Here is a 22232-nt window from a genome sequence, read left to right as displayed (position 1 = left end):
GCGGGTGGCCCGCCCGCTGCCGCAGGACGAGTCCGGGCACACGGTCGTGCTGCCCGACGGCGAGCGCGTCCGGGTCCCCGTGCCGCGCGAGACCGCACCGATCGGACCGGGGGAGCTGCCGGTTCCGTGGTCGGCGGGCGCCGTCCCGGGCGGGGAGCCCGTCACCGCGACGCTGGGGTCGGTGGCCAGCGTCCGTCGCGGCGTCGTCGGGCGCGGGGTCAACATCGCGGTGTGGACGTGGGACGACTCGGCCTTCGCCTGGCTCGCGGGCGAGCTCACCGCGGAGCGCTTCCGCCAGCTCGTCCCCGGGCTGGAGGGCATGGACACCAGGCTGTACCTGCTGCCCAACCTCCGTGCGGTCAACCTCGTGGCGCGTCCGCCGCGCGGTGAGGCGCTGCGCCCGGGGCTGGGTGCCGACCTCGCCGCGGCGCGACTGGAGATCCCCGGTGAGCTGCTCGAGGTCGGCCCCTAGGAGCCGGCGCAGCCCCGGCCGTCAGGCGAGCGCGCGGAGCTCGACCTTGCGGATCTTGCCGGTCGCGGTGCGGGGGATCGAGTCCACCACCACGACGTCGCGCGGTCGGTGCGACGAGGGGAGCCGCTCGGCACCGAACTCCCTCACCGAGGCCTTGAGTTCGTCCTCGCCCGGAGCGCCCTCGGAGGGCACGACCACCGCCACGACCAGCTCGCCCCACGTCGGGTCGGGGCGCCCGACGCAGGCCACCTCCGCGACGTGCGGGTGGTCCATGAGGACGCGCTCGACGTGCAGTGACGAGACGTTCTCACCGCCGGACTTGACGATGTCCTTGACGCGGTCGGAGAACCACACCACGCCCTCGTCGTCGATGCGCCCCAGGTCGCCCGAGTGCAGGCGCCCGCCCACGAACGCCTCCGCGTTGGCCCGCGGGTTGTTCCAGTAGCCCTCCATGACGGTCGGTCCGCGGTAGACGATCTCGCCGTCGGTGCCGGCCGGCAGCAGTTCGTCGGTGCCGGGTTCGGCGATCCGGTTCTCGGCGATCGGGGTGGGGTAGCCCCACGAGTCGGACTTGTCCGGGCCCAGCTCGGGCCACTGCATGACGGTGGCCGGCGTGCACTCGCTCATCCCCGAGGCCAGCACCATCCGCGCGTCGGGGAGCGCGGTCTCGAGGCGTCGGCGCATCTCCTCCGACATCGGGGCCATGGCGTAGAGGAGGAACCGGACCGAGGTCAGGTCGAGTCCCCGGTCGGTGCCGTCGGCGAGCGCCTCCAGCATGAGGGGCAGGCCCACGAGGTGCGTGGCGCGGACGCGGGCGACGGTGTCGGCGTACCCGACGGGGTCGAACCCCGGCAGCAGGTGCACCGTCGCGCCCATGGTCACCGCGGACAGCAGGACGCCGTTGAGGCCGGCGGTGTGGAACAGGGGGAGCGGGCACACCGTGACGGACGGCTCCGCGCCCCAGTTCAGGCCGAACACCGCGCCGTTGCCCAGGGCGGCGACGGTCACCGCGAGGTGGGACGTGAGGACGCCCTTGGGGCGGGAGGTGGTCCCGGACGAGTAGAGGCACTGCACGACCTGGCGGTCCGCGATCACGGTATCCGGGTTGGAGTCGTCGTCGCCCAGCAGGTCGTCCCAGCCGATCAGCGTTGGTCCGTCGGGCGCGGCCTCGAGTCCGTCCGGGACCCCGCCGACGACGACGAGGGTCTCGACGCCGGGGATGGCGGCGGTCGCTCCGAGGACGAGCTCCACGAGTGAGCCGTGGACGACGACGATGCGCGTCCCCGAGTCGGTCAGGGCGTGCGCGATGTTCTCGAGCCCGGACAGCAGGTTGACGGGCAACGAGACCATCCCGGCCTTGGCGGTCCCGAAGTAGGTGGCGACGAACTCCCGGCAGTTCGGGGAGAGGATCGCGACCGGTTCGGACTCGCGGATGCCCTGCTCGACCAGCCCGTGCGCGAAGCGGTTGGCGGCGGACTCGAGCTCGAGATACGTCCACGAACCGGTCTCGTCGGTGAGGGCGGTGCGGTGAGAGAACGTGGCGGCCGCACGGGTGGGGATGTCCCCCACGGAGCAGCGGCGGGCGAGGGCGTGATCGGTCGGGTCGATGCCGGTGGGGTCGAGTCGCACGATGTCTCCAGGGGCTCGGGGGAGGGTGAGGGGAACGCGTCGCTGTGACACGCGTCACCGTATGCTCAGGCTGGCAGAGGGCCGACCGGAAAGCAAACAATCACGCTTGCTTTTTTTGGGACGCGGTGTCATCGTGGTCACATGACGAACCCCGAGACCTCCGTCACAGAGGACCCGCACGCGGCCCTCGCCGCGCTCAACACCCGACTGGACGAGCTCGTCGAGTGCGCGGGCGCCGACGGCTGGAACACCGACACGCCGGCCGCGGGCTGGGATATCGGCATGCAGATCGCCCACCTGGCCTGGACCGACGAGGTCTCGGTCACCGCGATCCGCGACCCGGACGCCTTCCGGTCGGTCGTCGAGAAGGCCGAGGCCGACCCGACCGGGTTCGTCGACGTCGGCGCCGCCGAGATCGCGGCCACCGGCCGCGACGAGGTCCTCGCGCGCTGGCGCCTGGCCCGCGGTGAGCTCGCCGACGCTCTCGAGGCCGCGGACCCGGGGGAGAAGATCCCGTGGTTCGGGCCGCCCATGCGTCCCAGGTCGATGACCACCGCGCGGATGATGGAGACCTGGGCCCACGGGGTCGACGTGGCCGACGCGCTCGGCGTCCCGGTCGACTCCGACCCGGCGTTCGTGGCAGCCCTCCCGCACGTCGCCCGGCTGGGGTGGAAGACCCGCGCCTTCGCCTACATGATGAACGGCCTCGAGGCCCCCGCCTCCGAGGTGTACGTCGGGCTCACGCGGGCCGACGGCACCGTCGTCGAGTTCGGCCCCGCCGACGCCGAGCAGCGCGTCACCGGGCCGATCCTCGACTTCTGCCTGCTGGTCACCCAGCGCGTCCACCGCGAGGACACCGCCCTCGAGGCGGTCGGCGCGGACGCCGAGGAGTGGCTGCGCATCGCCCAGGCCTTCGCCGGCCTCCCCGGCGGCGGCCGCGAGAAGGGGGCGCGGGCATGACCGGGTCACTCACGCCTGCGCCCCTGCGCGTCGGCCCTGAGTCGACGGTGCCTCCGCTCCGCGTCGGCAACATGTCCGGGTTCTACGGCGACCGCATCTCCGCGATGCGCGAGATGCTCTCCGGCGGCGAGCTCGACGTCCTCACCGGCGACTACCTGGCCGAGTTGACCATGCTCATCCTGGGACGCGACCGGCTGAAGAGCGCCGAGCTCGGCTACGCCAAGACGTTCCTCCGCCAGCTCGAGGACTGCCTCGGGCTCGCGCTCGAGAAGAACGTGAAGATCGTCGCCAACGCGGGCGGCCTCAACCCGGCCGGACTGGCCGACGCCATCCGCGAGCTGGGTGCGCGCCTCGGACTGTCACCGGTCGTCGCGTACGTCGAGGGTGACGACCTCATGTCCAGGGTCTCCGAGCTCGACATCCCGGCCGACGCCGGCGTCCCCGTCACCGCCAACGCCTACCTCGGTGCGTTCGGCATCGCGCGCTGCCTGGACGCGGGCGCGGACATCGTCGTCACCGGTCGCGTCACCGACGCCTCGGTCATCGTGGGGCCGGCCATCAGCCACTTCGGATGGGGCCGCGACGACCTCGACGCGCTCGCCGGTGCCACGGCCGCGGGCCACGTCATCGAGTGCGGCACCCAGGCCACCGGCGGGAACTACGCCTTCTTCAACCGCGGCGAGATCACCGACCCGGTGACCCCGGGGTTCCCGATCGCGGAGATCTCCGCCGACGGCACCTCGGTCATCACCAAGCACGCCGGCACGGGCGGCGCCGTGACCGTCGGCACCGTCACCTCGCAGCTGCTGTACGAGGTCACGGGTGCGCGCTACGGCGGTCCCGACGTCGTCACCCGCCTCGACACCGCCGTCGTGGAGCAGGAGGGCACCGACCGCGTCCGCATCTCCGGTGTCGTCGGCGAGCCCGCCCCGCCCTCCACCAAGGTGTCCGTCACGTGTCTCGGCGGATTCCGCAACGAGGTCACGTTCCTGCTCACCGGCCTCGACATCGCCGACAAGGCCGCCCTGGTCGAGCGGCAGTTCCGCGCCGGCCTCGAGCGCCAACCCGCTCAGCTCGACTTCCGCCTGCACCGGACCGACCACCCCGACGCCGACACCCAGGCCGCCGCGACCGCCATGATGACCATCGTCGCCTGGGACCCGGACGCCGACGTGGTGGGCCGGGCGTTCTCCGACGCCGCCGTCGCGATGACGCTGTCCAGCTACCCCGGGGCCACCCCGAGCGGACCGCCCGGCCGCGGCGGACCGTACGGCGTCTACATCCCCGCCTACCTCCCGCAGACCGAGGTGCCGCACGTCGCCGTGTTGCCCGACGGCACCCGCGTCGACATCGAGCCGCCGGCGCGGACTCAGGAGATGGGCGACGGTCACGCCTCCGACGGACTCGGCGCCGACGGGGCCCCGCTCGACGCCTATGTCCCGCCCTCCGGCCCCGTCCGCCGCCGCCCTCTCGGCGACGTCCTCGGCGCCCGCTCGGGTGACAAGGGCGGCACGGCCAACATCGGACTGTGGGCCGGTGACGAGGAGGCCTACCGCTGGATGCTGGCCACGCTCACCGTCGACGAGCTACGCCTCCTGCTGCCCGAGGCCGCCGACCTGCCGATCGAGCGCTACGAGTTGCCGCGCCTGCACGCGGTGAACTTCGTCATCGACGGACTCCTCGGCAAGGGCGTCGCCCACGGCTACCGCTGGGACCCGCAGGCCAAGGGCCTGGCCGAGTGGCTGCGGTCCCGACACGTCGACATCCCCGACTCCCTCACCGCCCCCGTGCCCACCACCGCCGATGCCGCCCGCGCGGCCGCCGAGGAGAACGCGTGACCATCCCACGCAGTACCGCCGCCACCGTCCCACGCAGCACCGCCCCCACCGTCCCACCCCATGTACCCGGGGACCCCTGGTACACCGACGAACGTCTCGCCCTGCGCGAGACCACGACCCGCTTCGCCGAGCGCGAGATCCTGCCGCACCAGGACGAGTGGGAGGCCGCCGGAGCGATCCCCCGCGACGTGCACCGCGCGGCCGGTGACCTCGGCCTGCTCGGCGTGTCGTTCCCCGAGGAGGTCGGCGGCGGCGGGGGAGACATGCGCGACTCCCTCATCGTGTGCGAGGCCCTCCACGAGGCCGGCGTGTCCGGCGGGGTCTTCGCCTCCCTCTTCACCTGCGGCATCGCCACCCCGCACCTCGCCCAGTCCGGACGCCCCGACCAGATCGACCGGTGGGTCCGCCCCACGCTGGCCGGCGACATGATCGGCTCCCTGGCCATCACCGAGCCCGGCGGGGGCTCGGACGTCGGACACCTGACCACCAGCGCCCGCCGGGACGGCGACCACTTCGTCGTCAACGGAGCCAAGACGTACATCACCTCCGGTACCCGCGCCGACTTCGTCGTCACCGCGGTCCGCACCGGCGGCGAGGACCTACCCGGTGCGTCCGGCGTCAGCCTCCTGGTGATCCCCACCGACACCCCGGGGTTCCACCGCTCGCCCCCGCTGGAGAAGCTGGGCTGGCGTGCCTCGGACACCGCGGAGTTGACCTTCACCGACTGCCGGGTGCCGGTCGAGAACCTCGTCGGCGAGGAGAACGACGGGTTCGCGCAGATCGCCATCGGCTTCGTGGGCGAGCGGATCGCGCTGGCCGCCCAGGGCTACTCGCACGCCCAGCGCTGCCTCGACCTCACCCTGGCCTGGGTCCGCGAGCGCGAGACCTTCGGCCGCCCGCTGCTGTCGCGCCAGGCCGTGCAGAACACGGTCACCGAGATGGCCCGTCGCGTCGACGTGGCCCGGACCTACACGCACCGGTGCGCCGACCTCGCCGTCGCCGGGCACGACGCCATCGCGGAGGTCTGCTTCGCCAAGAACACCGCCGTCGAGTGCGCCGAATGGGTCGCCAACCAGGCAGTGCAACTCTTCGGAGGGCTCGGCTTCATGGCCGAGTCCGAGGTGAGCCGCCAGTACCGCGACGTCCGACTCCTCGGCATCGGCGGCGGCACCACCGAGATCCTCACCACCCTCGCCGGACGACGTTTGGGGTACACGGCATGACCATCCTGCGGTCCACACTGGACACCACCAGCGCCGAGTTCAGCGCAGCGAGAGAGGCCATGGAGGGCAAGCTGGACCAGCTCGCCACCGACCTCGAACCGGCGCTGGCCGGCGGCGGCGAGCGCAAGGTCGCCCGCCACCGCGAGCGCGGCAAGTTCACCGCCCGCGAGCGGATCGACATGATCCTCGACCGCGAGTCCCCGTTCCTCGAACTGTGCGCGCTCGCCGCGTGGGGCTCGGACTTCCAGACCGGCGCCTCCGTGGTCGCCGGCATCGGCGTGGTCTCCGGTGTCGAGTGCCTGCTCATCGCCAACGACCCCACGGTCAAGGGCGGCACCTCCAACCCCTGGACCCTGCGCAAGATCCTGCGACTCAACGACGTCGCCATGAAGAACCGGCTCCCGGTCATCAGCCTCGTCGAGTCCGGCGGCGCCGACCTGCCCACGCAGAAGGAGGTCTTCGTCCCGGGCGGCGGCCTGTTCCGTGACCTCACCAAGCTGTCCAAGGCCGGCATCCCCACAGTCGCCGTCGTGTACGGCAACTCCACCGCCGGCGGCGCCTACGTGCCCGGCATGAGCGACCACGTCGTCATGATCGAGGAGCGGTCCAAGGTCTTCCTGGCCGGCCCTCCGTTGGTCAAGGCCGCGACCGGGGAGATCGCCGACGAGGAGACTCTCGGTGGCGCCGACATGCACGCGCGGGTCTCCGGGCTGGCCGACCACCTCGCCGTCGACGAGTCCGACGCCGCGCGTATCACCCGCGGCATCGTCCGCCGCCTCAACTGGACCAAGGCCGGGCGCGCCCCGCGCGCGGACGTGATCGAGCCGCTCTACGACGCCGACGAGCTCCTGGGGATCGTGCCCGACGACCTCAAGATCCCCTTCGACCCGCGCGAGATCATCGCCCGCATCGTGGACGGCTCGGACTTCGACGAGTTCAAGCCCCTCTACGGCGCGAGCCTGTGCACCGGGTGGGCCGAGATCCACGGCTACCCGATCGGCATCATCGCCAACGCCCGCGGCGTGCTCTTCAGCGAGGAGGCGCAGAAGGCCACACAGTTCATCGAACTGGCCAACCGCTACGACACCCCGCTGCTGTTCATGCACAACACCACGGGCTACATGGTCGGTTCGGAGTACGAGCGCGGCGGCATCATCAAGCACGGCGCCATGATGATCAACGCGGTCTCCAACTCCGAGGTCCCGCACCTGTCGCTCATCACGGCCGCGTCCTACGGCGCCGGCCACTACGGGATGTGCGGCCGCGCCTTCGACCCGCGATTCCTCTACACCTGGCCCAGCGCCAAGTCCGCGGTGATGGGCGGCCAGCAGCTCGCCGACGTCGTCACCTCGGTGGCGGCCGCCGCGTCGGCCGCACGTGGAGAGGAGATGGACCCCGAGACCGTCGAGGGGCTCAAGGCGGCGATCGCCGACCAGATCGAGAAGGAGTCGTTGCCGGCGTTCCTGTCCGGGATGCTCTACGACGACGGCGTCATCGATCCCCGAGACACCCGGACGGTGCTGGGCCTCAGCCTGTCCGCGATCCACTCCGGAGAGGTCGCCGGAACCGACCGCTTCGGCGTCTTCCGGATGTGAGGAACGAGACCATGAGCACCGCACCCATCACGTCCGTCCTGGTGGCCAACCGCGGCGAGATCGCCCGGCGCGTCCACCACACCGCCCGCGCGCTCGGGATGAGCACCGTCGCCGTCTTCTCCGACGCCGACGCGGACGCGCCCCACACCCGCGAGGCCGACGCCGCCGTCCGCCTGCCGGGCAACACCCCGGGAGAGACCTACCTGCGCGGCGACCTGGTGATCGAGGCCGCGAAGGCCGCCGGCGCCGACGCCGTCCACCCCGGGTACGGCTTCCTGTCTGAGAACGCCGGGTTCGCCCGCGCCGTCATCGACGCCGGCCTGACCTGGGTCGGCCCACCCGTCGCCGCCATCGAGGCGATGGGCTCGAAGATCGAGGCCAAGAAGATGATGGCCGGCGCGGGCGTGCCGATGCTCACCGACCTCGACCCCGCCGACGTCACCGCCGACATGCTCCCCGTCCTGATCAAGGCCTCCGCCGGTGGCGGTGGTCGCGGCATGCGCGTCGTCCGCACCCTCGACTCGCTGCAGGACGAGATCGCCGCCGCGCAGCGCGAGGCCGGGTCGGCCTTCGGTGACGACGCGGTGTTCTGCGAGCGCTACCTCGAGCGCGGCCGGCACATCGAGGTCCAGATCATGGCCGACGCCCAAGGCACAGTCTGGGCGGTCGGGGAGCGCGAGTGTTCCATCCAGCGCCGACACCAGAAGGTCATCGAGGAGGCCCCCAGCCCGCTCGTCGATCGCACCCCCGGCATGCGGGAGAAGCTCTACGAGGCGGCGCGCAGCGCCGCCGCCGCGATCGGGTACACCGGCGCCGGCACCGTGGAGTTCCTGGCCACCGACGACGGCGAGTTCTTCTTCCTCGAGATGAACACCCGCCTCCAGGTGGAGCACCCGGTCACCGAGGCCACCACCGGTTTGGACCTCGTCGCCCTCCAGTTCGACGTGGCCGCAGGCCTGCCGCTGCCGTCCGCCGAACCGCCGGCCGCCCACGGATGGTCGCTCGAGGCGCGCCTGTACGCCGAGGACCCCGCGAACGACTACGCGCCCGGGTCGGGGACCCTGTGGGCGCTCGACGTTCCGGGCGTCTCCGCGCGGTTCTCCGGGCCGCAGCGCCCGGGCATCCGCCTGGACAGCGGTGTCGAACCGGGCCCCGACGGCGCCCTGATCGGCGTGCACTACGACCCCATGCTGGCCAAGGTGATCTCCTACGGACGCACCCGCGCCGAGGCCTGTGCGTCCCTCGCCGGGGCACTGTCCCGCGCGAAGGTCCACGGCCTGACCACCAACCGCGCGCAGCTCGTCCGCGTACTGCGCCACCCCGAGTTCATCGCCGGCAACCTCTCGACCGCGTTCCTCGACGATCACGGCGCCGAGTCGCTGGCCGCCCCGCTCGCGGACCCCGAGGCGGTGCGGATCTCCGCCCTGGCCGTCGCGGTCGTCTCCGGCACCGCCGATCACCTCGCCGGACCGGTGGCTCGGGCACAGCCCGGGTTCCGCAACGTCGGTCGCACCCTCCAGAAGCGCACGTTCCGGATCGGCGAGGACGAGCTCGAGGTGAGCTACCTCCGCGACCGCTCGGGCCCCCGTCCGGACGGTGAGCTCGCCGACGTCGTCAGCATCGAGGACGTGTCCGCCGACTCCGCCGTCCTCGCGATCCGGGGGGTGCGCCGGGTGTTCACCGTGGCGCGCTACGAGACACCCGGCGCCGACACGGTCGTCGAGGTCGACTCGCCGCTCGGCCCCGTCTCGCTCACCGAGCCGCCCCGGTACACCGACCCGGCCACCGAGGTCGCGGCGGGGTCCCTGCTCGCACCCATGCCCGGCGCGGTCATCCGGGTGGCCGTCTCCGTCGGGGACACTGTCACCGCAGGCCAGCCCCTGTTGTGGATGGAGGCCATGAAGATGGAACACACCATCGCGGCCGCCGTCGACGGAGTCGTCACCGAGCTCCCCGTGGAGGTCGGCACCCAGGTCGAGTCGGGAACGGTCCTCGCCGTCGTCACCGAACCCGGCACCCACACCGACAGCACCGACGCCACCACCCAGGAGTAATCACGATGACCGACGTCTCACAGATCCCCAACCCCGTGATCGACACCGACGAGCAGGCCCAGCTCCGGAAGGTCGCCTACGACCTGGGCTCGCGCTACGGGCTCGAGTACATGCGATCGAAGTCCGACGCGGGTGAGACCACAGACGAGCTGTGGACCGAGGCCGGGAAGCTCGGCCTGCTCGGCGTGAACCTGCCCGAGGAATACGGCGGCGGCGGCGCCGGGATGACCGAGCTCGCGATCGTCGAGGAGGAGCTCTCCGCCGCCGGCGCCGGGCTGCTCATGATGGTGGTCTCTCCGGCCATCAACGGCACCATCATCTCGCGGTTCGGCACCGAGGAGCAGAAGAAGCGCTGGCTGCCGGGCATCGCGTCGGGCGAGACGATCACCTCGTTCGCGATCACCGAACCCGACGCCGGGTCCAACTCGCACGCCATCACCACGACGGCCCGTCGCGACGGCTCGGACTTCCTCATCTCGGGCCAGAAGACGTACATCTCCGGCGTCGACCAGGCCGACGCGATCCTCGTCGTGGCGCGCCTCGAGGGCTCCACCTCCGGTCGGCTCGAACCGGCGTTGTTCATGGTCCCCACCGACGCGCCCGGCCTCGAGCGGACGCACATCCCCACCGAGGTCCGCACGCCCGAGCGGCAGTTCCAGCTGTACTTCGACGACGTCCGCGTGCCCGCCGAGGCGCTCATCGGCGACGGCGACACCGCCCTGCTCATGCTGTTCGCCGGCCTCAACCCCGAGCGCATCATGGCCTCCGGGATGGCGTGCGGTACCGCGCGCTTCGCCCTGGACCGGGCCGCGAAGTACGCCAACGAGCGCGCCGTGTGGAAGACCCCCATCGGCGCGCACCAGGGTGTCGCCCATCCTCTCGCGCAGTGCAAGATCGAGCTGGAACTCGCGCGGCTGATGATGCGCAAGGCCGCCGCCCTGGTCGACGCCGGCCGCGACGACCTCGCCGGGGAGGCCGCGAACATGGCCAAGTACGCCTCCGGAGAGGTCTCGGCCCGCTCGGTCGACCAGGCCATCCAGACCCTCGGCGGCAACGGACTGTCGGTCGAGTACGGCCTGGCGGGGATGCTCGCCGCGTCCCGGCTGCCCCGGATCGCGCCCGTCAGCCGGGAGATGATCCTCAACTACGTCGCCCAGCATTCGCTCGGGCTGCCGAAGAGCTACTGAGGGGCGTGACATGAGTGACCAGGCGATGAGTGATCGGACCATGAGTGATCAGGCCGGGGCCGGTCGGTCCCTGGTGCGCTACGAGGTCTCCGGCGGTGCCGCCCGCCTCACCCTCGACTCGCAGCACAACCGGAACGCCATCTCCACGGCTCTCGTCGAGCAACTCCATGCCGCGCTCGATCGCGCGGCCGGCGAGGACGCCGCCCGGGTGGTGGTGCTCGGGCACGCGGGCGGCACGTTCTGCGCCGGGGCGGACCTCTCGGAGGCCTCGGCCGCCGGTTCGGAGAGCACTCCGGAGGAGCAGGCGGCCGAGCGGACCCGGATCTTCCTGAACCTGCTGCGGGCGATCGTGTCCCATCCCAAACCGGTGATCGCGGCCGTCGACGGACACGTCCGTGCAGGCGGGATGGGACTGGTGGCGGCATGCGACTTCGCGCTGGCCGGCCCGGCCTCGACGTTCGCACTGACCGAGGTCCGCCTCGGTCTCGCCGCGGCCATGATCTCGGTACCGCTGGCGGCGCGCGTGAACTCGCGTGACCTCACCCGGGCACTGCTGACGGGCGAGAAGTTCGATGCCGCCCATGCACGGGCGATCGGGCTGCTCTCCGAGGCCGTGGAGGACCTCGACCCCGCCGTCGACGAGCTCGTCGCGGCGTTCAGGCCCTGCTCACCACAAGGCCTCGAGGAGAACAAGGCCCTGCTCAGCGCACCATTGCTCGCCGAGTTGGACGCCCGGGGCGAGGACCTGGCGGGCATCACGGCCCGCCTGTTCGGTACCTCCGAGGTCGCCGAGGGGATGACGGCGTTCCTGGAACGCAGACAGCCCTCCTGGGCAGCAGAGTCGGAGTAGGTTGGGCTGTGACACTGGTCACGTGACCCGTGTCACATCACCCTTTCTCGCTCATCACCCTTTCTCATCCGAGGAGACACGAATGCGCACCAAGGCCGCCATCATCCGGGAGCCGAAGCAGGACGGCTGGGAGATCGTCGACGTCGACATCGACGATCCCAAGGCCGGGGAGGTCCAGATCAAGCTGGCAGCGTCAGGCCTCTGCCACTCCGACGAGCACCTGCTCACCGGCGACCTGCAGTTCGAGTCCTACCCGATCATGGGCGGTCACGAGGGGGCCGGCGTGATCACGAAGGTGGGGGAGGGGGTGATCGGACTCGAGGAGGGCGATCACGTCGTCCTGGCCTTCATCCCCGCCTGTGGGACCTGCCCGCCCTGCTCCGAGGGGCTGCAGAACCTCTGCGACAACGGCGCCGGCCTGCTCAGCGGGCGGGCGATCAGCGACGGCGGGTACCGGGTCCACACCGCGGACGGGACCGACGTCGCCACCATGTGCGTCCTCGGCACCTTCGCGCCCCACGTCACGGTGCACCAGTCGTCGGTCATCAAGATCGAGAAGGACATCCCCCTCGACAAGGCGGCCCTGCTGGGTTGTGGCGTGTGCACGGGCTGGGGATCCGCCACGGAGATCGGCGGCGCCAAGGAGGGCGACATCGTCGTGGTCGTCGGCGTGGGCGGCATCGGCATCAACTCCGTGCAGGGCGCGGCGGCCGCGGGCGCCCGCGCCATCGTCGCGGTCGACCCGGTCGAGTTCAAGCGGGAGAAGGCCGTGGAGTTCGGCGCGACCCACACCTGCGCCTCGATGGACGAGGCGATGGGGCTGGTGGGGGAGATCAGCTGGGGCCGCATGGCCGACCTCGTCATCCTCACCATGGGCGTCGTCGAGGGCAAGGACCTGCTCCCGGGGCTGCTGCTCACGGGTAAGGGGCGGCGGTGCGTGGTGGTGGGGCTCGGCGACATGAACGCGGTCGACGCCCAGATCTCGATCCTCGACCTGGCGATGCAGCAGAAGACCCTGCAGGGGGCTATCTTCGGCGGCACCGGTCCGCGCAAGCAGATCCCACACCTGCTGCACCAGTACCGGGCGGGCAACCTCAAGCTCGACGAACTCATCACCAAGACCTACCGGCTCGAGGAGATCAACCAGGGCTACCAGGACATGCGTGACGGCAAGAACCTCCGCGGTGTGATCATCTACGACGAGCGGGACTGGTAACAGGAGGACCGATGACGGCACCAGAGCAGCGCGCGCCAAAGCAGGACCGCAGCCGCATCACGCGGGAGCGACTGCTCGGTGCCTCCATCGACCTCCTCGCCACCCAGGGCTGGGCGGCCACCACCGTCGGGGCGGTGGCCGCCGCCGCCGGCGTCTCACGGGGCGCCGCCCAGCACCACTTCCCGACCCGCGAGGACCTCATCACCGCCGCGCTCGGGCACATGATCGAGCAGCGCATCTCCGACGTCCGACGTGGCGGACTCGACCTGCCCGAGCCCGGCCCCGAGCGCACCGTGGCCGTGGTGGGTTTCATCGTCCAGCACTACACCTCGGACCTGTTCAAGGCCGCCCTGCACGTATGGACCGCCGCGGCGAGCGATCCGGCGCTCCGCGACAGGGTCCTGCCCCTCGAGAACCACATGTCCCGCGAGGTGCTGGCCATCGCCGCGGCGGCACTCGGCCGCGACGCCGGCGACGTCCGCGTGCGACGCGGGCTCCAGACCACCCTCGACCTCGCCCGCGGGCTCGGCCTCGCCGACGTCCTCTCGGATGACTCCGAGAGACGTGAGAAGATCGTGCGGTTCTGGGCGCAGACCCTCGACGGCGTCCTCGCGGAGACCCCCGGGTCGCCGGCCGGGGACGTCGCTAACGCCTCATTTTGACCGCCACTCCTTCCGGCGGTTAAGCTTGACCATCGTGCTCGCAGTATGCGAGCTGGAGGATCGTGCCCTGTAGGCCAGCGAGAGCGGCTGACGAGGTCGCCCGTGCGCGGCGACAGGTGCGCGAGAGTCCGGATACGAGCCATGTCCCAGAGACCGGTGGTCGCCCCCGACGGAGGCCGCCAGCTAGAGAAAGTCGGTTCATGCCAACCATCAACCAGCTGGTCCGCAAGGGCCGCCAGGACAAGAAGTCGGCGACGTCGACGGCTGCCCTCAAGGGCTCGCCTCAGCGTCGCGGCGTGTGCACCCGCGTGTACACCACGACCCCCAAGAAGCCGAACTCCGCGCTCCGTAAGGTCGCCCGAGTGCGCCTGACCAGCGGCGTCGAGGTCTCCGCCTACATCCCCGGTGAGGGCCACAACCTGCAGGAGCACTCGATGGTGCTCGTGCGCGGCGGTCGTGTGAAGGACCTCCCGGGTGTCCGTTACAAGATCATCCGCGGCTCGCTCGACACCCAGGGTGTGAAGGACCGCAAGCAGGCCCGCTCCCGCTACGGCGCCAAGAAGGAGAAGTAATGCCTCGTAAGGGTCCCGCCCCGAAGCGCCAGCTCATCAATGACCCGGTCTACGGGTCGCCGCTGGTCACGCAGCTCGTGAACAAGATCCTCCTCGACGGCAAGAAGACCACCGCCGAGCGCATCGTCTACTCGGCGCTCGAGATCTGCCGCGAGAAGACCGGGACCGACCCGGTCATCACCCTCAAGAAGGCCCTGGACAACGTCCGCCCGGCCCTCGAGGTCCGCTCCCGTCGTGTCGGCGGCGCCACCTACCAGGTGCCCGTCGAGGTCCGCCCCGGTCGTTCGACGACCCTGGCGATGCGCTGGCTGGTGACCTTCTCCCGGCAGCGTCGCGAGAACACGATGGTCGAGCGCCTGGCCAACGAGATCCTGGACGCCTCCAACGGCCTGGGTGCCGCGGTCAAGCGTCGCGAGGACACGCACAAGATGGCCGAGGCCAACCGGGCGTTCGCGCACTACCGCTGGTGATCCGGTGGGGCCGTGGCCGGGGCGGCGTCGATGACAACCCCCCGGCCAGGGTCCCGTGGTCACCCGCCGGGTGGCATCATTGAACAAGGCCCGTACCGGCCGCACCGAGTGCGGGTACCGGCAGTAACACCGACCCGGTTCGGACGGTCGACACCGACCGCACGGGCCACCGACGACTCACAATCGGGAGAATCCGTGGCACAGGACGTGCTGACCGACCTCAACAAGGTCCGAAACATCGGCATCATGGCGCACATCGACGCCGGTAAGACCACCACGACCGAGCGCATCCTGTTCTACACGGGTGTCAACCGCAAGGCCGGCGAGACCCACGACGGCGCGTCGACCACCGACTGGATGGAGCAGGAGAAGGAGCGCGGCATCACGATCACCTCGGCCGCGGTGACCTGCTTCTGGAACGACAACCAGATCAACATCATCGACACGCCGGGTCACGTCGACTTCACCGTCGAGGTCGAGCGCTCGCTCCGCGTGCTCGACGGCGCCGTCGCCGTCTTCGACGGCAAGGAGGGCGTCGAGCCCCAGTCCGAGCAGGTCTGGCGCCAGGCCGAGAAGTACGACGTCCCCCGCATCTGCTTCGTCAACAAGATGGACAAGCTGGGCGCGGACTTCTACTACACGGTCCAGACCATCATCGACCGTCTCGGTGCCAAGCCGCTGGTCCTGCAGCTGCCGATCGGTGCCGAGGACCAGTTCGACGGCATCGTCGACCTGCTGACCATGAAGGCCCACGTCTGGCCGGGCAAGACCGAGATCGGTTCCGAGGCGCAGATCCAGGACATCCCGGCCGAGCTCCAGGAGAAGGCCGAGGAGTACCGCGAGAAGCTCCTCGAGACCGTCGCCGAGAGCAGCGAAGAGCTCATGGAGAAGTACTTCGGCGGCGAAGAGCTGACCCTCGACGAGATCAAGGCGGCCATCCGCAAGATGACCGTCAACTCCGAGGTGTACCCCGTTCTGTGCGGTTCCGCGTACAAGAACAAGGGTGTCCAGCCGATGCTCAACGCGGTCATCGACTTCCTCCCGACCCCGCTCGACATCGGTGAGGTCCACGGCCACAAGGTCGGCGACGAGGAGACCGAGATCCTGCGGAAGCCGTCCAAGGACGAGCCGTTCTCCGCGCTGGCGTTCAAGATCGCCGTGCACCCCTTCTTCGGCAAGCTCACGTTCGTGCGCGTCTACTCGGGTCGTGTCGAGCCGGGTGCCCAGGTCGCCAACTCGACCAAGGGCAAGAAGGAGCGCGTCGGCAAGCTCTTCCAGATGCACGCCAACAAGGAGAACCCGGTCGACGAGGCCGTGGCCGGCAACATCTACGCCTTCATCGGACTCAAGGACACCACCACCGGTGACACGCTGTGCGACCTGAACAACCAGGTCGTCCTCGAGTCGATGACGTTCCCGGACCCGGTCATCGACGTCTCGATCGAGCCCAAGACCAAGGCCGACCAGGAGAAGCTGTCGACCGCCATCCAGAAGCTCGCCGAGGAGGACCCCACCTTCTCCGTGCGTCTGGACGAGGAGACCGGGCAGACGGTCATCGGCGGCATGGGCGAGCTGCACCTGGACGTCCTCGTGGACCGCATGAAGCGCGAGTTCAAGGTCGAGGCCAACGTCGGTAAGCCTCAGGTCGCGTACCGCGAGACCATCAAGGGCTCGATCGACAAGTACGACTACACCCACAAGAAGCAGACCGGTGGTTCCGGTCAGTTCGCGAAGGTGCAGATCGCGCTGGAGCCCCTCGACCAGGAGGCCGTCGAAGAGGGCTCGACCTACGAGTTCAGCGACAAGGTCACCGGTGGCCGCGTGCCCAAGGAGTACATCCCCTCCGTGGACGCCGGCATCCAGGACGCGATGCAGTACGGCATCCTCGCCGGGTACCCGATGGTCAACGTCAAGGCGACCCTGGTCGACGGTGCGTACCACGAGGTGGACTCGTCCGAGATGGCGTTCAAGGTCGCGGGTTCGATGGCCTTCAAGGAGGCTGCCCGCAAGTGCCAGCCCGTGATCCTGGAGCCGCTCATGGCCGTCGAGGTCGTGACGCCCGAGGACTACATGGGTGACGTCATCGGCGACCTCAACTCCCGCCGCGGCCAGGTCAACGCGATGGAGGAGCGCTCCGGCGCCCGCGTCGTGAAGGCCAACGTGCCGCTTTCCGAGATGTTCGGCTACGTCGGCGACCTCCGGTCGAAGACGCAGGGCCGGGCGAACTACTCGATGGTCTTCTCCCACTACGCCGAGGTTCCGGCGAGCGTGGCCAAGGAGATCATCGCCAAGGCGACCGGCGAGTGACCGGTACGGCTCCGGTGCGTCTGTGAAGGCGCACCGGGGCCGATGCCGGCGGCGCACGGTCGAACCTCCGGGTGGCCGCCGGTTCGTGCCTCACGGCACGATGAGTAAGATCAGACCCCACACAATGCAGTGCCCACCTCGACGGGTGGGGACAGACCAGTCCAGGAGGACAACAAGTGGCGAAGGCGAAGTTCGAGCGGACGAAGCCGCACGTTAACATCGGCACCATCGGTCACGTCGACCACGGTAAGACCACCACCACCGCGGCCATCACCAAGGTTCTGGCGGACACCTACCCCGAGCTCAACGACGCCTTCGCGTTCGACGAGATCGACAAGGCGCCGGAGGAGAAGGCTCGTGGTATCACGATCAACATCTCCCACGTCGAGTACCAGACCGAGAAGCGTCACTACGCGCACGTCGACGCCCCCGGTCACGCCGACTACATCAAGAACATGATCACCGGTGCCGCCCAGATGGACGGCGCGATCCTGGTCGTGGCGGCCACCGACGGCCCGATGCCCCAGACCCGTGAGCACGTGCTGCTCGCCCGTCAGGTCGGCGTTCCCTACATCCTCGTCGCTCTCAACAAGTGCGACATGGTCGACGACGAGGAGATCCTCGAGCTCGTCGAGATGGAGGTCCGCGAGCTGCTGGCCTCGCAGGAGTTCGACGAGGACGCCCCCGTCGTGCACATCTCGGCGCTGAAGGCGCTCGAGGGTGACGAGAAGTGGGTCCAGGCCGTTCGCGACCTCATGCAGGCCTGCGACGACTCGATCCCCGATCCCGAGCGTGAGACCGACAAGCCGTTCCTCATGCCCGTCGAGGACGTCTTCACGATCACCGGTCGTGGCACCGTCGTCACCGGTCGTATCGAGCGTGGCCAGATCAACGTCAACGAGGACGTCGAGCTCATCGGTATCCGTGACAAGGCGACCAAGACCACCATCACGGGCATCGAGATGTTCCGTAAGCTCCTCGACTACGGCGAGGCGGGCGACAACGTCGGTCTGCTGGTCCGTGGCCTCAAGCGCGAGGACGTCGAGCGTGGCCAGGTCGTCATCAAGCCGGGCGCCTACACCCCGCACACCACGTTCGAGGGTCAGGCCTACATCCTGTCCAAGGACGAGGGCGGCCGTCACACGCCGTTCTTCAACAACTACCGCCCGCAGTTCTACTTCCGTACCACGGACGTGACCGGCGTCGTGACCCTCCCCGAGGGCACCGAGATGGTCATGCCGGGCGACAACACCGAGATGAGCGTCGAGCTCATCCAGCCGGTCGCCATGGACGAGGGCCTGCGGTTCGCCATCCGTGAGGGTGGCCGCACCGTCGGCGCCGGCCAGGTCACCAAGATCATCAAGTGATCGAGTGATCCCACGGCGCGGGTGATCAACTCGCACCACATGTGAAGGGCGTCCCACCGCGAGGTGGGGCGCCCTTCACGCATTCCGTGGGAGGCGGTGGGGCGGCGTCGATCACCTACGGCGGCCGAGGATGCTCATGGCCACGGACAGGCCGACAGCGGCGACTCCCGCGAATGCCGTCACCGCGACCGCGGCGACCTGCTCGGCACTGGCGCCGTGATCGGCGCGACCGGTGCCGATGACCCCGTGTCGCCTGTCCACCTCCTCGAGAGCGCGCAGGAGCGCGTCGGGGTCACCTCCCTTGTCGGGATGATGGCGGAGGACCGCCTGCCGCCTGTCCCTTCGATAGGCGACAGGATCGCGGGGTTCACGTCGACTGTTCACGGGCAGCTCTCCTAGGCGCGGACGGGGTCGCTGATCTCCCCGACGGTACCCAAGTCGTGGCGCGCGCCGTGGCGCCGTCCGGGACGACACGGCGTGGGCGTCGGATCGCCGGGGCGCGCCGATTTTGCCCCCGGCGACGATGTACTGCATACTGGTCAAGTTGCCCGGACAAGGCGGCGTCTGCGTATGGGTCCTCACGGATCGGTTCGTGGTGCCGGGTTGGTCGGGCGAGCACGACAAGGGCGGGTGAGCGATCACCCGCCGGAAAAGCGGGAGGGCGACACGCCCGACCGCGTGGACGCGTCGTGACACGTCAACAGCGGCAGCGGATCGGTCCGCCGTCATCCTCGCCTCGCGCGAGTGTGCGGCATCCCGTCCTCTGGAGGTCTCGTAGTCGTGTCATGTGCGTGCACGGGGGAGCCCTCCACGACGGGCACCGATGCACGAGACCGGGTTATCGACGGTCTGACGGTGTCACGTATGACAAGCGAACACAGCAGTGTCCCCGCGCGGCGAGGGCGCTCACGACAGCCGCCTTCACGGGCGGGAGGAGAAGAGGACGAAGTGGCGGGACAAAAGATCCGCATCCGGCTCAAGGCCTATGACCACGAGGCCATCGACGCCTCGGCGCGCAAGATCGTCGAGACGGTGACCCGTACGGGTGCTCGTGTCGTCGGCCCGGTGCCGCTGCCCACCGAGAAGAACGTCTACTGCGTCATCCGCTCGCCGCACAAGTACAAGGATTCGCGTGAGCACTTCGAGATGCGTACCCACAAGCGGCTGATCGACATCCTCGACCCCACGCCGAAGACCGTGGACGCGCTCATGCGCATCGACCTGCCTGCCAGCGTCGACGTCAACATCCAGTGACCTCCGACCGCGTAGCGGTCAGCAAGCAACGTGCAGCGGAGACAGTGAACAGATGAGTAACACCGAGATCAAGGGCATCCTGGGCGCCAAGCTCGGCATGACCCAGGTCTTCGACGAGAACAACCGGGTGGTCCCGGTGACCGTCGTGAAGGCCGGGCCGTGCGTCGTGACCGGGATTCGTACCGAAGAGAACGACGGCTACAACGCCGTCCAGATCGCGTTCGGCGCGGTCGACCCCCGCAAGGTCACCAAGCCGGTCGCGGGTCAGTTCGAGAAGGCCGGGGTCACCCCGCGCCGCCACATCGCCGAGATCCGCCTCGACAACGCCGAGCAGGCCGCCGGCTTCGAGATCGGCCAGGAGATCGGCGCCGACGTGTTCGAGGACGGCGCCTTCGTCGACGTCACCGGCACGTCGAAGGGCAAAGGTTTCGCCGGCACCATGAAGCGCCACGGCTTCGCCGGCCAGGGTGCCTCGCACGGTACCCAGGCCGTGCACCGTAAGCCGGGTTCCATCGGCGGCGCCTCGACGCCCGGCCGCGTCTTCAAGGGCAAGGCCATGGCCGGCCGCATGGGCAACGAGCGTGTGACCACCATGAACCTCAAGGTCCACAAGGTCGACGCCGAGGCCGGCGTCCTCCTCATCAAGGGAGCCATCCCGGGTCGCAACGGCGGCCTCGTGATGGTCCGTTCCGCTGTGAAGGGCGGTGCGCGCGCATGACCACGACGGAGAACACCGTGAACCTCAAGCTGGATGTCCGTACCCCGGCCGGCTCGACCGACGGATCGGTCGAGCTCCCCGCCGAGATCTTCGGCGTCGAGCCCAACCTGCCCCTGATGCACCAGGTCGTGGTGGCGCAGCTCGCCGCGGCGCGGCAGGGCACCCACTCGACCAAGACCCGCGGCGAGGTCAGCGGCGGCGGTCGTAAGCCGTTCCGCCAGAAGGGCACCGGCCGCGCCCGTCAGGGCTCGACCCGCGCTCCCGCCTACACCGGCGGCGGTACGGTCCACGGCCCCAAGCCGCGTGACTACTCGCAGCGCACCCCCAAGAAGATGAAGGCCGCCGCTCTCCGTGGCGCCCTGTCCGACCGGGCCGCCAGCGAGCGCATCCACGTGGTCACCGAGTTCGTCGAGGGCCAGAAGCCGTCGACCTCCGGTGTCCGTGACTTCCTCGGCACCCTGTCCGACCGGAAGAAGTTCCTGATCGTGGTCGGTCGTGAGGACCTCGCCGCATGGCGCTCCGCCGCCAACCTCGATCATGTCCACCCGATCGCTCCGGATCAGCTCAACACCTACGACGTCCTGAACGCCGACGACGTCGTGTTCTCGGTCGAGGCTCTGGATGCGTTCGTCACGCAGGCGAGCCGTTCGCTCGCCGGCAAGGCTGCGAAGGAGGCCGACAAGTGAGCACCGTCGCCGATCCCCGGGACGTGATCCTCGCCCCGGTCGTCTCCGAGAAGGCCTACGGCCTGCTCGAGCAGGGCGTGTACACGTTCCTGGTGGCACCGGACGCCAACAAGACGCAGATCAAGATCGCCATCCAGGAGATCTTCGGCGTCACGGTGGAGTCCGTGAACACCGCTAACCGTCAGGGCAAGCGCAAGCGCACCCGCACCGGGTACGGACAGCGCAAGAGCACCAAGCGCGCCATCGTGACCCTCGCGGCCGACAGCAAGCCCATCGAGATCCCGGGTCTGACCGCCTGACGGCGGGAAGAGTTAAGGACGAGAGAACCTCATGGCTATCCGCAAGTACAAGCCCACGACCCCCGGTCGTCGCGGCTCGAGCGTCTCGGACTTCGCCGAGATCACCCGCTCGACGCCCGAGAAGTCGCTGCTGCGCCCGCTGAGCAAGACCGGCGGCCGCAACGGCCACGGCCGCATCACCACCCGTCACAAGGGCGGTGGGCATAAGCGCCAGTACCGCGTCATCGACTTCCGTCGGAACGACAAGGACGGCGTGCTCGCCACCGTGGCGCACATCGAGTACGACCCGAACCGCACCGCGAACATCGCGCTGCTGCACTACGCGGACGGCGAGAAGCGCTACATCCTCGCACCCCGCAACCTCAAGCAGGGCATGAAGGTCGAGTCGGGCGCAGGCGCCGACATCAAGACCGGCAACAACCTGCCGCTCCGCAACATCCCCGCCGGCACGGTCGTGCACGCGGTGGAGCTGCGCCCGGGCGGCGGTGCCAAGATGGCCCGCGCGGCCGGCGCCGGTATCCAGCTGCTCGGCAAGGAGGGCACCTACGCGTCCCTGCGTATGCCGTCCGGTGAGATCCGCCGCGTCGACGTGCGCTGCCGCGCCACGATCGGCGAGGTCGGCAACGCAGAGCAGGCCAACATCAACTGGGGTAAGGCCGGCCGCATGCGGTGGAAGGGCGTCCGCCCGACCGTCCGTGGCGTGGTCATGAACCCCATCGACCACCCGCACGGTGGTGGCGAGGGCAAGACGTCCGGTGGACGTCACCCCGTCAGCCCGTGGGGCCAGCCCGAGGGCCGGACCCGCAAGCCCAACAAGGCGAGCGACAGCCTCATCGTCCGTCGCCGTCGCACCGGTAAGAAGCGCTAAGGAGG

At 69.8% G+C, this 22232-nt stretch carries 20 protein-coding genes and 1 pseudogene; 19 read left to right on the top strand and 2 right to left on the bottom strand.

Going from position 1 to position 22232, the window contains the following annotated elements:
- Positions 1-472 (top strand): annotated as a pseudogene (locus HMPREF3086_RS05955) (hypothetical protein); the annotation flags it as partial.
- Between the two features lie 21 nt (positions 473-493).
- Here HMPREF3086_RS05955 and HMPREF3086_RS05950 read toward each other — a convergent pair.
- Complete coding sequence (locus tag HMPREF3086_RS05950) at positions 494-2101, bottom strand: class I adenylate-forming enzyme family protein (RefSeq protein WP_070720689.1); 1608 nt, start codon at positions 2099-2101, stop codon at positions 494-496.
- A 141-nt stretch (positions 2102-2242) separates the two neighbouring features.
- Between HMPREF3086_RS05950 and HMPREF3086_RS05945 the strand changes: the two genes are divergently transcribed.
- From HMPREF3086_RS05945 to tuf, 13 genes are all read left to right on the top strand, one after another.
- Entirely contained in the window at positions 2243-3061 is an 819-nt protein-coding gene (locus HMPREF3086_RS05945; protein ID WP_070720686.1) for a TIGR03084 family metal-binding protein, read from the top strand.
- Complete coding sequence (locus tag HMPREF3086_RS05940) at positions 3058-4899, top strand: acyclic terpene utilization AtuA family protein (RefSeq protein ID WP_070720683.1); 1842 nt, start codon at positions 3058-3060, stop codon at positions 4897-4899. Before HMPREF3086_RS05945 ends, HMPREF3086_RS05940 begins: the two co-directional genes overlap by 4 nt.
- On the top strand, positions 4896-6122 hold the full coding sequence (locus HMPREF3086_RS05935; protein ID WP_371441658.1) for an acyl-CoA dehydrogenase family protein: 1227 nt from the start codon (positions 4896-4898) through the stop codon (positions 6120-6122). The genes HMPREF3086_RS05940 and HMPREF3086_RS05935 overlap by 4 nt, the downstream gene beginning before the upstream one ends.
- Positions 6119-7717: an acyl-CoA carboxylase subunit beta gene (locus HMPREF3086_RS05930; protein WP_070720679.1), complete on the top strand. Its 1599-nt coding sequence runs from the start codon at positions 6119-6121 to the stop codon at positions 7715-7717. The genes HMPREF3086_RS05935 and HMPREF3086_RS05930 overlap by 4 nt, the downstream gene beginning before the upstream one ends.
- An 11-nt stretch (positions 7718-7728) precedes the next feature.
- The gene (locus HMPREF3086_RS05925; RefSeq protein ID WP_070720676.1) at positions 7729-9771 is read left to right on the top strand and encodes an acetyl/propionyl/methylcrotonyl-CoA carboxylase subunit alpha; all 2043 of its coding nucleotides are present in this window, start codon (positions 7729-7731) and stop codon (positions 9769-9771) included.
- A 5-nt stretch (positions 9772-9776) separates the two neighbouring features.
- Positions 9777-10958 carry an acyl-CoA dehydrogenase family protein gene (locus tag HMPREF3086_RS05920; protein WP_070720673.1) on the top strand — a complete coding sequence of 394 codons (1182 nt, stop codon included), beginning with the start codon at positions 9777-9779 and terminating at the stop codon, positions 10956-10958.
- 40 nt (positions 10959-10998) lie between these two features.
- Complete coding sequence (locus tag HMPREF3086_RS05915; RefSeq protein ID WP_070720670.1) at positions 10999-11808, top strand: enoyl-CoA hydratase family protein; 810 nt, start codon at positions 10999-11001, stop codon at positions 11806-11808.
- Between the two features lie 82 nt (positions 11809-11890).
- Positions 11891-13024 (top strand): NDMA-dependent alcohol dehydrogenase, encoded by a 1134-nt coding sequence (locus HMPREF3086_RS05910; RefSeq protein WP_070720668.1) that lies wholly within the window; start codon positions 11891-11893, stop codon positions 13022-13024.
- Between the two features lie 11 nt (positions 13025-13035).
- Positions 13036-13686 (top strand): TetR family transcriptional regulator, encoded by a 651-nt coding sequence (locus HMPREF3086_RS05905; protein ID WP_070720664.1) that lies wholly within the window; start codon positions 13036-13038, stop codon positions 13684-13686.
- A 200-nt stretch (positions 13687-13886) separates the two neighbouring features.
- Entirely contained in the window at positions 13887-14258 is a 372-nt protein-coding gene (gene rpsL, locus HMPREF3086_RS05900; protein ID WP_007628148.1) for a 30S ribosomal protein S12, read from the top strand.
- The gene (gene rpsG, locus HMPREF3086_RS05895) at positions 14258-14728 is read left to right on the top strand and encodes a 30S ribosomal protein S7 (RefSeq protein ID WP_007628146.1); all 471 of its coding nucleotides are present in this window, start codon (positions 14258-14260) and stop codon (positions 14726-14728) included. The genes rpsL and rpsG overlap by 1 nt, the downstream gene beginning before the upstream one ends.
- 195 nt (positions 14729-14923) lie before the next feature.
- Positions 14924-17035, top strand: a complete 2112-nt coding sequence (gene fusA, locus HMPREF3086_RS05890) for an elongation factor G (RefSeq protein WP_063971879.1) — start codon at positions 14924-14926, stop codon at positions 17033-17035.
- 176 nt (positions 17036-17211) lie between these two features.
- Entirely contained in the window at positions 17212-18402 is a 1191-nt protein-coding gene (gene tuf, locus HMPREF3086_RS05885; protein ID WP_063971880.1) for an elongation factor Tu, read from the top strand.
- 111 nt (positions 18403-18513) lie between these two features.
- Here the strand turns inward: tuf and HMPREF3086_RS17945 are convergent, their stop codons facing one another.
- Entirely contained in the window at positions 18514-18786 is a 273-nt protein-coding gene (locus tag HMPREF3086_RS17945) for a hypothetical protein (protein WP_007628135.1), read from the bottom strand.
- A gap of 564 nt (positions 18787-19350) precedes the next feature.
- Here HMPREF3086_RS17945 and rpsJ point away from each other — a divergent pair.
- From rpsJ to rplB, 5 genes are read left to right on the top strand one after another with little or no spacing between them, the layout of a single operon-like run.
- The gene (gene rpsJ, locus HMPREF3086_RS05875; RefSeq protein WP_003938093.1) at positions 19351-19656 is read left to right on the top strand and encodes a 30S ribosomal protein S10; all 306 of its coding nucleotides are present in this window, start codon (positions 19351-19353) and stop codon (positions 19654-19656) included.
- 52 nt (positions 19657-19708) lie between these two features.
- Positions 19709-20374, top strand: a complete 666-nt coding sequence (rplC, locus tag HMPREF3086_RS05870) for a 50S ribosomal protein L3 (protein WP_063971881.1) — start codon at positions 19709-19711, stop codon at positions 20372-20374.
- Complete coding sequence (rplD, locus tag HMPREF3086_RS05865) at positions 20371-21060, top strand: 50S ribosomal protein L4 (RefSeq protein ID WP_007628131.1); 690 nt, start codon at positions 20371-20373, stop codon at positions 21058-21060. Before rplC ends, rplD begins: the two co-directional genes overlap by 4 nt.
- Positions 21057-21359, top strand: a complete 303-nt coding sequence (gene rplW / locus HMPREF3086_RS05860; RefSeq protein WP_007628130.1) for a 50S ribosomal protein L23 — start codon at positions 21057-21059, stop codon at positions 21357-21359. Before rplD ends, rplW begins: the two co-directional genes overlap by 4 nt.
- Before the next feature lie 31 nt (positions 21360-21390).
- Positions 21391-22227 (top strand): 50S ribosomal protein L2, encoded by an 837-nt coding sequence (rplB, locus tag HMPREF3086_RS05855; protein WP_061228295.1) that lies wholly within the window; start codon positions 21391-21393, stop codon positions 22225-22227.
- Positions 22228-22232 lie beyond the last annotated feature (5 nt).

Source organism: Dietzia sp. HMSC21D01 (assembly GCF_001815995.1).
Classification (GTDB): domain Bacteria; phylum Actinomycetota; class Actinomycetes; order Mycobacteriales; family Mycobacteriaceae; genus Dietzia; species Dietzia cinnamea.
The sequence above is the reverse complement of the archived record's forward strand: the minus strand, read 5'-3'. Positions and strand labels throughout refer to the sequence as shown.